Origin of the sequence: Bifidobacterium margollesii, assembly GCF_002860355.1 — a bacterium.
GTDB classification, from domain to species: domain Bacteria; phylum Actinomycetota; class Actinomycetes; order Actinomycetales; family Bifidobacteriaceae; genus Galliscardovia; species Galliscardovia margollesii.
The window spans coordinates 15,875-28,302 of record NZ_NMWU01000043.1 but is presented as its reverse complement, the minus strand read 5'-3'; the positions used below and the strand labels follow the sequence as shown (position 1 = coordinate 28,302).

Below are 12,428 nucleotides of genomic sequence, written 5' to 3'. Positions count from 1 at the left end.
CTGGAACCAGGCCAGACGCGAAGGCGACGAGGAGACCACGAAACGCATGCGCGGCGTCAGGTACGCGGTCCTGAAGAACCCCGACCATCTCACCGGACGGCAGGACGAATCCCTCACCGCGTTGGGGAACACGGATCCCAGGGGACAGCTCTACCGCGCATGGCGGCTCAAGGAACTCCTGCGCAACCTGCTCAGACACCCCATCGAACAGGCCCGCGGAGAGCTCAAACACTGGGTATTCTGGGCGTCCCACAGCCGCATCCCCGAGATCGTCGAACTCTCCAGGAAGATCAGGAGACGCCGGCCCGACATCCTGCGCACGATCGAGCTCGGCTACTCCAACGCCAGGCTCGAGGCGTTCAACAACCGCATCAAGGTCACCATCCGCATGGCCTACGGCTTCCACCACGTGAACAACCTCATCAGCTTCGTCATGCTCAGATGCGGCGGCCTCGACATCCGACTGCCGGAGCCCACCAACTAACCCACGAAAACAACAGAAGCCTCTCATTTTTTCTTTCACACAACGAATGAAACCGCACGGCCCTTACACACCAAAATCGGAAGAGACGGATAAACCAGTGAGCCCCGATCGAACACTCTTCGATCGGGGCTCACTCAATACGGCATTGCGCCTATGCCGAGATCACTGCTCAGCAGACTCGTCATCGTTGGCTTCGGCGCCTGCCGGCACCGGATCCGCAGCCTCCGTCGCTTCGCCGTCCGCGGCGGTCTTGGCCGGAGCGGACTCGGCGTCGAGGAGCGGCTTGCCCTTGAAGGTGAACTCGCCGAGGATGCCCTCGCCCTCCGCGTCCACGATCACGGCTTCGTTGTCGCCAAGCTCGCCGAGGAGGATCTTCTCGGAGATGGCGTCCTCGATGTCGCGCTGGATCACACGGCGCAGCGGACGGGCACCCAGCAGCGGGTCGAAGCCCTTCTGCGCAAGCAGATCCTTGGCCTTGTCGCTCAGCTCCAGCGACATGTGGCGCTCGAACAGACGATCGTTGAGCTGCTTGACGTCGAGATCCACGATCTGACGCACCTGCTCCTCGGTCAGCTGCTTGAACACGATGATGTCGTCCAGACGGTTCAGGAACTCGGGGCGGAACTGCTGCTTGAGCTCCGAGCTGACCTGATCCTTCATGCGCTGGTAGCTGGACTCGGTGTTCGCACCCAGCGAGAAACCGGTGTTCGCGGACTTGGCGATGTCCTTGGAACCGAGGTTGGTGGTCAGGATGATGATGGTGTTCTTGAAGTCCACCTTGCGGCCCTGGCCGTCGGTGACATGACCGTCGTCGAGCACCTGCAACAGCGTGTTGAAGATGTCGGGGTGGGCCTTTTCGATCTCATCGAACAGCACCACGGAGAACGGCTTGCGGCGCACCTTCTCGGTGAGCTCGCCGCCCTCCTCGTAGCCGACGTATCCCGGAGGGGCGCCGAACAGTCGCGAGGACTGGTACTTCTCCGAGAACTCGGACATATCCACGCGGATCAGCGCATCCTCGTCGTCGAACAGGAACTCGGCCAGCGCCTTGGCCAGCTCGGTCTTGCCCACGCCGGTGGGGCCGGCGAAGATGAACGAACCGGACGGACGCTTCGGATCCTTCAAGCCGACTCGTGCACGGCGAATCGAACGGGACAGCGCGGAAACCGCGTCATCCTGACCGATGATGCGCTTATGCAGCTCGTTCTCCATGTTGAGCAGCTTCTTGGATTCGGCCTGCGTGAGCTTGAACACGGGGATGCCGGTGGAGGAGCTGATCACCTGGGCGATCACGTCCTCGTCCACAACCATCGACACGTCGGACTCGCCTTCGCGCCAGGACTGCTCCTTCTCCTTGCGTTCGGATTCAAGCTTCTCCTGCTTGTCGCGCAGCTCCGCGGCCTTCTCGAAGTCCTGATCTTTGATGGCCTTGTCCTTGTCGGCGCTCACCTTGGCTACCTTGGCGTCGAGCTGCTTGAGCTCCGGCGGGGCGGTCAGACGCTTGATGCGCAGACGGGCACCGGCCTCATCCACCAGATCGATGGCCTTGTCGGGCAGGTTGCGATCCTGAATGTACCGGGCGGAAAGCTCGGCGGCGGCCTGCAACGCACCGTCGGTGATCGTCACATGGTGGTGGTTCTCATACCGCTCACGCAGCCCCTTGAGAATCTCGATGGTTTCGGCGATGGTGGGCTCGTGTACCTGAATCGGCTGGAAACGGCGCTCCAGAGCCGCATCCTTCTCGATGTACTTGCGGTACTCCTCGGTGGTGGTGGCTCCGATGGTCTGGAGCTCGCCGCGCGCCAACATCGGCTTGAGCATGTCGGATGCGCCCAGAGCGCCATCCGCGGAACCGGCTCCGACGATGGTGTGGATCTCGTCGATGAACAGAACGATGTCGCCGCGGGTCTTGATCTCCTTGAGCACCTTCTTCAGACGCTCCTCGAAATCACCACGGTAGCGCGAACCGGCCACCATGGAACCAAGGTCAAGCGAGTAGACCTGCTTGCCCTTGAGCGTCTCCGGCACGTCGCCGGCGTTGATCTTCTGGGCGAGGCCCTCCACCACGGCGGTCTTGCCGACGCCGGGCTCGCCGATCAGCACCGGATTGTTCTTGGTGCGACGAGACAGCACGACCATCACGCGCTCGATCTCCTCGCTACGGCCGATCACCGGATCGAGCTTGCCTTCGGCGGCCTCCGCCGTAAGATTGCGACCGAACTGGTCGAGAATGGCGGAACCGGTCTGGCTGGTCTTGTTCTGCACGCCGCCGGCATTGGCGAGATCGCCCTTGCCTTCCTCGCCGCCGTTCTGACCGCCACGGATCAGATCGATCACCGCGGTACGCAGATCTCCCAGATCGACGTCCATCTTGATGAGCACCTGCGTGCCCACACCCTCGCCCTCGCGAATCAGGCCAAGCAGAATATGCTCGGTGCCGATGTAGCTGTGGCCCAGTTGCAGGGCCTCGCGCAGGCTCAGTTCCAACACCTGCTTGGCGTGCGGAGTGAAGGGAATGTGCCCATTCGGAGCCGCATTGCCTTTGCCGATCATCTCCTCGACCTGCTTACGGGTGGCGTCGAGTTCGACGCCCTTGGAAGCCAGAGCCTTGGCGGCCACACCCTCGCCCTCGCGAATCAGGCCAAGCAGCAGATGCTCCGTACCGATGTAATTGTGCTGCAGCGCCCTTGCCTCTTCCTGAGCAAGTACGATGACGCGGCGGGCACGGTCGGTAAACCGTTCGAACATGCTTTGTCCTCCCTAATGAAACTCTGTATTACTCTACAGATCCGCGGTGACGAACATTCCCCGACGCCCGTATATTGCGCTGTGAACTTAACCACAATCGCGGCTCTGCTCATGGGTTCCGCGGCAAAACCGTTCCGGTCGACTATGCTGGGAGACAACTGCAAGCAGGAGGTCATCATGGCTGAATCTACGGAACGTGTCGTGGGCAATGGCGCCACCGACACCTACAAGGGGGATATCGTCGTCGGCGTGGACGGTTCGGACGAATCGTTCGCCGCACTCAAATGGGCCCTCATCGAGGCCGGCAAAACCGGGCAGAAGGTCAATGCCGTGTTCGCATGGACCCATTCGTGGGATATGGGCGGAGAGCCGGACAGTGATGAGGAATGGGCGCAGATGCGCCACGACATCTCCGAATCGCTGCGGCAATGGGTGGATCAGGCGTCGGACGGCATCGATTTCAATCCGGAGGATCTCAAACTCACGTCGGTGAAGGCCTCCGGATCCACCGCATTGCTGCACATCGGCGCCGACTCCGCGCAGATCGTGGTGGGCAGACGATCCCTCGGCCGTGTGGCACGGTGGTTCCTCGGATCGCTGTCCTCATCGCTGGCCGAGGAGGCGAAGGTGCCGGTGACGGTGGTGCACCCCGGCAGCGAACCCGCGACGACGAATGCGGAGGATGATATCGCCGCCGCGCTGAATCCCGATGCCTCCAGCATGAAGAACGTCGACGCCGAGCATATGCTCGACGAGCGGCACCGACTTCCCGTGGTGGTGGGCATCGACGGGTCGACCACCTCGAAGCGTGCGCTGGACTTCGCCATCGACGAGGCGAAGATCAACGAACGGCCGCTGCAGGTGCTGTTCTGCTGGCAGATGAAGGATCTGGGCAAACTTCCCGGCTACGAGACGACGGTGCCCTCCGTCAAGGAGGGGCAGGCCCATGCCGAGCGAGTGGTGCGGGACGCCGTGGCCAAGGCGAACATCCCTGACGGCATGGACGTTCAGGCCCATGCATTCCACATTCCCGCCGGCAAGGGTCTGGTGAGCGCATCCCGATACGCCAATCGCATCGTCGTCGGTTCGCGAGGGCTTTCCGGGCTTGACGCGCACTTCCTCGGCTCGGTATCGAAGCAGGTGGTGGACAACGCCGAGTGCACCGTCACCGTGGTGCACTGAAGAAGGCACACCGCAGAACCAATCAGATACCGCAGAACCAATCAGATATCGCCGGCGACTGACCGGCGGTCGGGCATCCGCCCGGTAGCCGGTCAGTCGTTCGTCGTCGGGGCTTCGGCGTCGTCCCCGTCGGTTTCGACATCGTCGATGTCGTCATCGTCCCGATCGGATTCAACCCGATCGGCAATTTCCCTGAGATCCACGGTGTTCTCGATCACCGGCTCATCGCCGGAAACCTCATCGGCATCATCCGCCGTCGTATCGAGTTCGTCGTCGACCACGGTGTTGCGTTCGATGTCCTCTTCGGTGGCGTCATCGTCGTCCGCCGACTCGATCGCCTCGATCTGACCCCGTTCCTCGCGGGGAGCCTGCGCCACGATATCGATGTGAAGGTCGTCGAAAGCCGGCTTCGATTGCACCCACAGGCGGCTCGGTTCGGGAGGGGTCATTTCGGAATGCTGACCGCACCCGTGATCCCGCGAAACCACACGGCCATCGTCCGGACTCCACTTGTTGGCGCATACGCCGAACAGCAGATTGAGTTCCCCCTTCAGCGGCACAAAGAATCCGCAGTTCTCGCAGGCCAGACCATCCGCGGTCTTGGTCGACAACGACTTGGGTCCATGAGGTCCGGCATACCAGCGCTGCGCCGCCTGCGCACGACCGAGCGGCGTGAGCACGCGACGGCGGGAAAGCTCGTACTCGTGGACGATCTCCATCGTCTCATCGGCTTCATCGGTTCCGTCGGTCTGGGCAGCCGCATCGGCTGCATCAGTGCCTTCGATCTCATCAGCGTCTTCGCCCCCATCTGCGTCGGCCTTCCCGGTGAGGCGGAAGCCGTCCTCAAGGCGCGGATCGTCCGGCTCGGTGCCGATGGCATCGGTGACGGCCAGATCCCCCGGTTTCAAACGGTCCTTCCACGGCACCCACTTCGGGGGCAGCAATGAATCCTCGCCCGGAACCAGCGAGGATTCATTCACCGTCCACGTATCCATTTCGATGTCGTGATACAGGGTCACCGACCACTGCCAGCCCTCATAGCCGACGATGTTGGCGGCGAACCGGAAATCGCTGACGCCGTCCTCCAGTTCGGTGACTCCCAGAAAATCGCCGACCTGAGCGTCCTCGTCCGCCACCTCATAGGCCACGGCCTGGGCGATGGATCGGGGATCCGGAGTGGTTGAGGTCATGGAGTAGTCCTTACCGTTTGTGAGCATCTCGCTTGTGAGCATCGATTGTTGAGCCATCCGCCTATCGGAGGTTCAGTCCTGAACGTCGAAGTTGTCGGCCACCGCACGCAGTAGCGTAGCCAGCTTCTTGGACTCCGCATTCGAAGGGTAGCGATGGCGACGAAGCCCATTGCCCGCGGAATCCAGCAGCTTGATGAGGTCCTCCACGATGGCGGCCATATCGTCCGGCTTGGGACGGGTGGCCTTGACCATCGACGGCATCGGGCCGATGACCGTCACGCCCATGGCCTGCGGGCCTTTTCGCCCGGTAGCCACGGAAAACTCGACCTTGGCCCCCTTACGAAGCGTGGTGGTACCCTGCGGAAGGGCCGTGGCAGGCAGGAACACGTCCTGACCATCCTCATCGGTGATGAAACCATAGCCTTTTTTCGCGTCGAACCAACGAACCTTGCCACTGGGCATATCGATAACACCTCACTACTGATCAATTCGCGCACACCATTACATGTACCGGCTCGGGCTTGTGGCCATGAAGCCAACTAGATATTGTACCTTACGCCTTCGCCGTGGCTATGCTCTGGGATGCAGTCGACGCCGCCGAAGGCGTGTGATCCACCGGAATGATCACGGTGAACGTCAGTCCGCCTTTGAACGTGTCGCTGGCGCAGATGAGTCCGTGATGCGCCTTGACCGCCGACTGAGCGATGGCCATGCCAAGCCCCGTGCCGCCCTTCTGACGAGCCCGGGAGGGATCGGCGGTGTAGAAGCGTTCGAAGATCATGGACCTCGCCTGCGCCGGCATGCCGGGACCGTGATCGATGACCTGCAGCACGGCGAAGTCACGCCCCGACCCGGTGGACGCGGAAACCTGCGCGGCCTGTATGAAATGATCGAGGGAGACGTCGGTGGACGCCATCGTGCCGAGATCCACACCGGAAAGGGACGCCCGAATCACCGAAACACCCATTTCCACCGAGGAATCGGACGGCGTATAGCGGTGGATGTTGCCGACGATGTTCGTGATGACCTGACGCAGCCTCGACGGGTCGCCCTTGATCGTCACATCGGGCACGTCGCCGGGTACGAACCGGATGCTGGCCGGTTCGACGGGCGCGACCGCCTGCGGCGTCTCCTTGAGTTTGCCCTTGTTCTTGACGGCCTTGCCGTTCCTGCCCTTCCCTCCGGACTTCGCATCGCCCTTCGCCGTGACGGGCACGCTCGCCACAGGCATGGAACCGCCCGAGATCTCCACACCGCCGCAGGTGATCACCCGTTCCGGGTCGAGGGCGTGCAGGTCCTCCGAGGATTCGGACAGGATCTCACTGAGATGCGCCTGCTGGTTGATATCCACGCCACGACCTTCATCCATGCGGGCCAAGGAGAGCAGATCCTCCACCAGTGCGGCCATACGGGTGCTGGACTTCTCGATGTGGTCGATCGCCTGATCGGCGCGTTCCAGCGCACCCGGATACTCCCGCTGCATCTTGTACAGCTCGGCGTAGCCGTGAATGGCGGCGAGCGGGGTTCGCAGTTCATGACTCGCGTCGGAAACGAACCGCTTCATCTTGTTGGTGGTGGATTCCTGCTCGCGGAAGCTGCGCTCAATGCGCGAGAGCATCGCGTTCAGCGACGCGGAAAGCGACCCCACCTCTGTGTTCTCGGGAGATCGGGGCACACGCTGCGAAAGATCGCCGGCCGCGATCTTGGCGGCCGTCTTCTCGATCCGTTTGAGCGGCAGCAGCGTGCGATCGATGGCTATGGTGGCCATGATGGTGGCGAACACCGCCATGGCGGCCCCCACCACGATGAAGTACTTGGTGATGATCTGCAGCGTGTCGTTCATGTCGTGCAGGGAAAGCCCGATGAATGCCACACCGTGGCTCGCACCGGAGATCAGTCTGCCCGTGTTGGCGTCCCGAACCTCGTTCATCTTCCACGGCACGGCGATCACACGCCATGGAGCCATCGCCGTGCTCAGTGAACTACGACTCGCGTTGCTTCCCTCGATCTGCACGTTCGCGTTGGTCGTGAACGGCTCACCGATCTTCACGCTCCCCATCGTGCCGGAATCCGGCAGGGTCGGTGTGGAGACCACGTTGTCGGGCAGCACCGGCACCACTGGGGTGGATTGGATGCGGTAGTCGCTGTCTCGAATCTGCACGTAGTAGTCGATGAGTCCCAGCGAATCGGTGTGGTCGGACTGCTGCAGCGTGGAGATGTTGTTGAGCACCAGCGTGGCCTGCCGCTGCAGCTGGGTGTCCGTCTTCTCCACGATGTACGCACCGACCAGCTGACGCACAGCGAAGGCGATCAGACCGCCGCTGCACAGCAGCAGGATCAGGATGATCGCCACCACCTTGGTGGATAGGGAAACCGCGTCCAGCTTCTTGATCAGAAGGTTTTCCCTACGCGGTTTGGGTGTCTGGCCCACGGGTTCAGGCTCCCGGTGCGGACTTCGGCGCACGGATCATGTATCCGATGCCGCGCTTGGTCTGAATCAGCGGATCGACCTTCCTTTCCTCACCGTCCTCGTCGGTATAGGTGATGCCGTCCACCTTCTTGCGCAGATACGAGATGTACGATTCGACGATCGCGGCGTCCCCGCCCCAGTCGTACTGCCAGACGTGATCGAGGATCTGCGCCTTGGAAAGCACACGCCCTTCGTTGTCCATCAGGTATCGGAGCAGTTTGTATTCGGTGGGACTCAGCTCGATCACCTGTCCGTGACGGGTCACGTCATGGGAGTCCTCGTTGATCTCCAGATCGGCCACGCGGATGATCGGATCATCCTCGATCTGCTCACGGGTACGACGCAGGATAGCCCGGATGCGGGCGACCACCTCCTCCAGGCTGAACGGCTTGGTCACATAGTCGTCGCCACCCACGGTAAGGCCCATCACCTTGTCCTGGGTATCGTCCCTTGCCGTGAGGAAAAGCACCGGGGCGTCGATGCCTTCCTGCCTGATGCGGCGGGTGACGGTGAATCCGTCGATGTCCGGCAGCATGACATCGAGCACGATGAGATCGGGATTGCATTTCTCGATGACTTCGATGGCTTCCGATCCCGAGGCCGCCGTATTGACCTCAAAACCGGAAAAATGCAGCGAGGCCACCAGGAGCTCCCTGATGGAGGGCTCGTCGTCCACAACGACAATGGATGCTTCAATGGATTTGCTCATGGTTCAACCTTCGCGCTTGGTACTGAGCGTTTCCTGAATGTTTTCTGGATCATCCGTAGCAGTGGAGTCGTCGCCGGAATCGCCGTCGTCATCCTTCGAATCATGATCGTTCCGCTTTTTGGCCCGACGACGCTGTCTGCGGGCCAGCTGACGATCGGCATGGGCGTTCTTGCCACGCCCCTTGAACAGACGGAATGCGAGGGCCGCCACGGCGAGCAGCACCAAGCATCCGACGAAGATCCACACGCCGAGATTGGTGATCGACGAGGAGGTGGAGGTCTTCTTCACCGTTTTGATCTGATCCATCATCGCGATGGCCGAGCCGGACCAATCGGGCGTATCGCCTTCTGTGAGCGGGGAAAGCGCGGCCTGAGACAGATCGTCCACGGTCTTCTGGCTTTTGAGCCATTCATCGGAGTTGGACGAGACGGCCACCACGAGATTGCCCTGTTCCGAAGCCACGGCGAGCATCACGGTGTTGGGATCGGGATTCGTGGACTTCAGCACCCTGGCGGCCCACTGCTGAGGATCCTCGCCTTCGATGAAATTGGGGATGAACAGCAGTTTGACACGGACGCCGGTTTCGGACTTGGTCGATTTGACCGAATCCATCACCTTACCGAGATTGTCGCCGAGCAGATTCTCGGTATCGGTGATGTCCTCGGTGATCGTCATCTTCTCGATGCCGGAGGTGCTCGACGACGCGCCGCCGCTCGGACTGGCCGTGGCGCCGGCCGTGGGTTTGGTCGTCGGATCGGCGGCCCATGCGGAGGTGGGCCCTGCCAGACAGGCGACGATCAGACACAACGCGGTGAACAACGCCGAAATCATCCACAATCGTCTGGTACAAACGAAGGTTTTCCACAACGGCAGGCCATTCGAGGCACGTTCGACCACATGTTCCGTACGCATTGAATCCAATGATGAGCTGATCATAGTCTCAACTCTAACGGTTCGGAGGCATATCCGACCGTAGCCCGGCAAAATACACCCACTAGCGAAAGGACATCATCATGCCGCAGTTTCAAGTCGATTCGGAGCAGATTCAGTCGTCATCCGCCGCGGTTTCGGCCTCGGTAAGTCAGATTCGGCAGGCGGTGAACGGCATGTACGCCAATCTCAATCAGCTGCAAAGCGTTTGGAGGGGCGGCGCGGCGACGCAGTTCGCGTCCGTGGCCGCCCAATGGCGCGCAGCCCAGCAGCAGATGGAAAGCTCGCTGGAATCCATCCAGCATGCGCTGTCGCAGGCGTCCATGGTCTATACGGACGCCGAGACCCAGGCCTCGCGTCTCTTCGCCGGATGATCGACGGTTCGTTGATTTCCGCGACCGACTGATATGGCGAACGACATGCACCATAACGAAATAGCGCCCCGGCCCGTGCAGGTCGGAGCGCTATTTCACTGATCAGTCAGCGATGTTCGAAAGGGATCGATCCTTATTCGACCGGACGTCGATTACCGGATCAGTAGCCCATGTCGGCGCCAGCGGCCGGAGCGGCTGCCGGCGGTTCCGGCTTGTTGGCCACCACGGCTTCGGTGGTGAGGAACAGGCCGGCGATGGAAGCGGCGTTCTGCAGAGCGGAACGGGTCACCTTCACCGGGTCGGCGACGCCGGCGGCCAGCAGATCCTCGTACTCGTTGGTGGCGGCGTTCAGGCCCTGACCATCGGGCAGGGAGCGAACCTTGTTGATCACCACGTCACCGGACAGACCGGCGTTCTCGGCGATCTGCTTGATCGGGGCTTCGATGGCGCGGAAGACGATCGCGGCACCGGTGGCTTCGTCGCCTTCGAGCTTGACATCGCCCTCGGCCTTGGCGGCGGCCTGAATCAGGGCCACGCCACCACCGGGCAGCAGGCCTTCCTCAATGGCGGCCTTGGCGTTGCGCACGGCGTCCTCGATGCGGTGCTTGCGCTCCTTGGCCTCGACCTCGGTGGCTGCGCCGACCTTGATGACGGCGACGCCGCCGGCCAGCTTGGCGAGACGCTCCTGCAGCTTCTCACGATCGTAATCGGAATCGGTGGCCTCGATCTCGGCGCGGATCTGAGCGACGCGGGCTTCCACGTCCTCCTTGGAGCCGGCGCCGGAGACGATGGTGGTCTCGTCCTTGGAGACGATGACCTTGGCGGCGGAGCCGAGCACAGTGGCGTCGATGGAGTCGAGCTTGAGGCCCAGCTCGTCGGAAACCACCTGGGCGCCGGTGAGGATGGCCATATCCTGCAGCATGGCCTTGCGGCGGTCGCCGAAGCCCGGAGCCTTGACGGCGCAGGAGTTGAAGGTGCCACGGATCTTGTTCAGGATCAGGGTCGGCAGAGCCTCGCCATCAACGTCCTCGGCGATGATCAGCAGCGGCTTGCCGGACTTCATCACCAGATCGGCGATGTGGATGACGTCCTGCTGGGAGGAGACCTTGCCGGAGGTCAGAAGGATGTACGGGTTCTCCAGAACGGCGGTCTGGTCGTCGGCGTTGGTGACGAAGTACGGGGCGATGTAGCCCTTGTCGAAGCGCATGCCCTCGGTGAATTCCAGATCCAGACCGAAGCGGTTGTTGTCCTCGACGGTCACGACGCCGTCCTGACCGACCTTGTCCAGAGCCTCGGCGATCTTCTCGCCCACCTCGGGATCAGCGGCGGAGATCGTGGCGGTGGCAGCGATCTGATCCTTGGTCTCGACGTCCTTGGCGGCGGCGACCAGTTCCTTGACGATGGCGTCGGTGGCCTTCTCGATGCCGCGACGCAGAGCGATCGGGTTGGAGCCGGCGACCACGTTCTTCAGACCCTCGTGCACGACGGACTGGGCCAGAACGGTGGCGGTGGTGGTGCCATCACCGGCGACGTCGTCGGTCTTCTTGGCGACTTCCTTGACCAGCTCGGCGCCGATGCGCTCGAACGGATCCTCAAGTTCGATCTCCTTGGCGATGGACACACCATCGTTGGTGATGGTCGGGGCGCCGTAGGTCTTGTCGAGCACGACGTTGCGGCCCTTCGGACCAAGCGTGACCTTCACGGTATCGGCCAGCTTGTCCAGACCGGCCAGCATGCCGGAGCGGGCTTCCTCGTCGTAAGAAATAATCTTTGCCATGGTTGTTTTCCTCCAAATGGCTGGTGGTACGTAATCACCGTCCACGTTCGAGCGGCCCGGCCGTCAGCTGCCCGGCATTATCACTCTCACGCTTCGAGTGCTAATTGGCACATTAGCACTCTCCCGCGTCGAGTGCCAACATCGACGCGTGAATATGCTCTCGGCAAGAGCGGGAATACAAGCGGGAATATTCCGTGCCCGGATACGAAAAACCCCGACGTGCTGTTCCACGTCGGGGTCCATACCAAAAAGGGGTAACAGAGCTACAACTTGGTCACCGTGGTGGCCTGCATTCCTTTAGGTCCCTTCTCAGCCTCGTATTCGACCTTGTCCCCTTCGTCCAGAGAACGATATCCCTGGGCGTTGATGGCCGAATAGTGAACAAAGACGTCTTCACCGCCATCCTCCGGAGTGATGAAACCATACCCTTTCGTCGCGTTGAAGAACTTTACAGTACCCGTTGCCATAACAACTTCCCTTATTTAAGTTATAGCGCCGCCACGTTCACTATGGACACATCCCCCGGAACATATGAACGTATCGACATGAACGCTGACGGCTCAC

Annotated in this window: 11 protein-coding genes; 3 read left to right on the top strand and 8 right to left on the bottom strand. The window is 61.6% G+C overall.

Going from position 1 to position 12,428, the window contains the following annotated elements; genetic code table 11:
• Window positions 1–484 (top strand): transposase (locus Uis1B_RS10465; RefSeq protein ID WP_243390349.1); only part of this gene is annotated, 484 nt, incomplete at its 5' end.
• 162 nt (window positions 485–646) lie between these two features.
• On the opposite strand, the gene Uis1B_RS10460 is transcribed toward Uis1B_RS10465, so the two are convergent.
• Window positions 647–3,232, bottom strand: coding sequence for an ATP-dependent Clp protease ATP-binding subunit (locus Uis1B_RS10460; RefSeq protein WP_101618101.1), 2,586 nt, complete (start codon window positions 3,230–3,232; stop codon window positions 647–649).
• Between the two features lie 177 nt (window positions 3,233–3,409).
• Here Uis1B_RS10460 and Uis1B_RS10455 point away from each other — a divergent pair, with 177 nt between their 5' ends.
• Entirely contained in the window at window positions 3,410–4,414 is a 1,005-nt protein-coding gene (locus tag Uis1B_RS10455; RefSeq protein WP_165782860.1) for a universal stress protein, read from the top strand.
• A 92-nt stretch (window positions 4,415–4,506) separates the two neighbouring features.
• Here Uis1B_RS10455 and Uis1B_RS10450 read toward each other — a convergent pair whose 3' ends face one another.
• The 5 genes from Uis1B_RS10450 to Uis1B_RS10430 form a co-directional block, all read right to left on the bottom strand.
• Entirely contained in the window at window positions 4,507–5,604 is a 1,098-nt protein-coding gene (locus Uis1B_RS10450) for a DUF3027 domain-containing protein (protein ID WP_101618096.1), read from the bottom strand.
• 72 nt (window positions 5,605–5,676) lie between these two features.
• A complete protein-coding gene (locus Uis1B_RS10445; RefSeq protein WP_101618094.1) occupies window positions 5,677–6,066 on the bottom strand; it encodes a cold-shock protein in 390 nt (129 codons plus the stop codon).
• Window positions 6,067–6,157: 91 nt separating this feature from the next.
• Window positions 6,158–8,035 (bottom strand): sensor histidine kinase, encoded by a 1,878-nt coding sequence (locus tag Uis1B_RS10440; RefSeq protein WP_101618092.1) that lies wholly within the window; start codon window positions 8,033–8,035, stop codon window positions 6,158–6,160.
• Between the two features lie 4 nt (window positions 8,036–8,039).
• Window positions 8,040–8,783 carry a response regulator transcription factor gene (locus Uis1B_RS10435; RefSeq protein ID WP_101618090.1) on the bottom strand — a complete coding sequence of 248 codons (744 nt, stop codon included), beginning with the start codon at window positions 8,781–8,783 and terminating at the stop codon, window positions 8,040–8,042.
• A gap of 3 nt (window positions 8,784–8,786) precedes the next feature.
• Window positions 8,787–9,695 (bottom strand): TPM domain-containing protein, encoded by a 909-nt coding sequence (locus Uis1B_RS10430; RefSeq protein WP_133124924.1) that lies wholly within the window; start codon window positions 9,693–9,695, stop codon window positions 8,787–8,789.
• A 101-nt stretch (window positions 9,696–9,796) separates the two neighbouring features.
• Here Uis1B_RS10430 and Uis1B_RS10425 point away from each other — a divergent pair, with 101 nt between their 5' ends.
• Window positions 9,797–10,087 (top strand): WXG100 family type VII secretion target, encoded by a 291-nt coding sequence (locus Uis1B_RS10425; protein WP_101618086.1) that lies wholly within the window; start codon window positions 9,797–9,799, stop codon window positions 10,085–10,087.
• Window positions 10,088–10,247: 160 nt separating this feature from the next.
• On the opposite strand, the gene groL is transcribed toward Uis1B_RS10425, so the two are convergent.
• Together groL and Uis1B_RS10415 are read right to left on the bottom strand one after the other, a co-directional pair.
• Complete coding sequence (groL, locus tag Uis1B_RS10420) at window positions 10,248–11,864, bottom strand: chaperonin GroEL (protein WP_101618084.1); 1,617 nt, start codon at window positions 11,862–11,864, stop codon at window positions 10,248–10,250.
• A gap of 263 nt (window positions 11,865–12,127) precedes the next feature.
• Window positions 12,128–12,331 (bottom strand): cold-shock protein, encoded by a 204-nt coding sequence (locus Uis1B_RS10415; RefSeq protein WP_100511864.1) that lies wholly within the window; start codon window positions 12,329–12,331, stop codon window positions 12,128–12,130.
• Between the last annotated feature and the right edge of the window lie 97 nt (window positions 12,332–12,428).

Excerpts from the sequence above, each read along its gene's own strand:
- Uis1B_RS10460 (WP_101618101.1), bottom strand. The coding sequence starts at position 3,232 with ATGTTCGAACGGTTTACCGACCGTGCCCGCCGCGTCATCGTACTTGCT.
- groL (WP_101618084.1), bottom strand. The coding sequence starts at position 11,864 with ATGGCAAAGATTATTTCTTACGACGAGGAAGCCCGCTCCGGCATGCTG.
- Uis1B_RS10450 (WP_101618096.1), bottom strand. The coding sequence starts at position 5,604 with ATGACCTCAACCACTCCGGATCCCCGATCCATCGCCCAGGCCGTGGCC.
- Uis1B_RS10455 (WP_165782860.1), top strand. The coding sequence starts at position 3,410 with ATGGCTGAATCTACGGAACGTGTCGTGGGCAATGGCGCCACCGACACC.
- Uis1B_RS10415 (WP_100511864.1), bottom strand. The coding sequence starts at position 12,331 with ATGGCAACGGGTACTGTAAAGTTCTTCAACGCGACGAAAGGGTATGGT.
- Uis1B_RS10430 (WP_133124924.1), bottom strand. The coding sequence starts at position 9,695 with ATGCGTACGGAACATGTGGTCGAACGTGCCTCGAATGGCCTGCCGTTG.
- Uis1B_RS10425 (WP_101618086.1), top strand. The coding sequence starts at position 9,797 with ATGCCGCAGTTTCAAGTCGATTCGGAGCAGATTCAGTCGTCATCCGCC.
- Uis1B_RS10445 (WP_101618094.1), bottom strand. The coding sequence starts at position 6,066 with ATGCCCAGTGGCAAGGTTCGTTGGTTCGACGCGAAAAAAGGCTATGGT.
- Uis1B_RS10435 (WP_101618090.1), bottom strand. The coding sequence starts at position 8,783 with ATGAGCAAATCCATTGAAGCATCCATTGTCGTTGTGGACGACGAGCCC.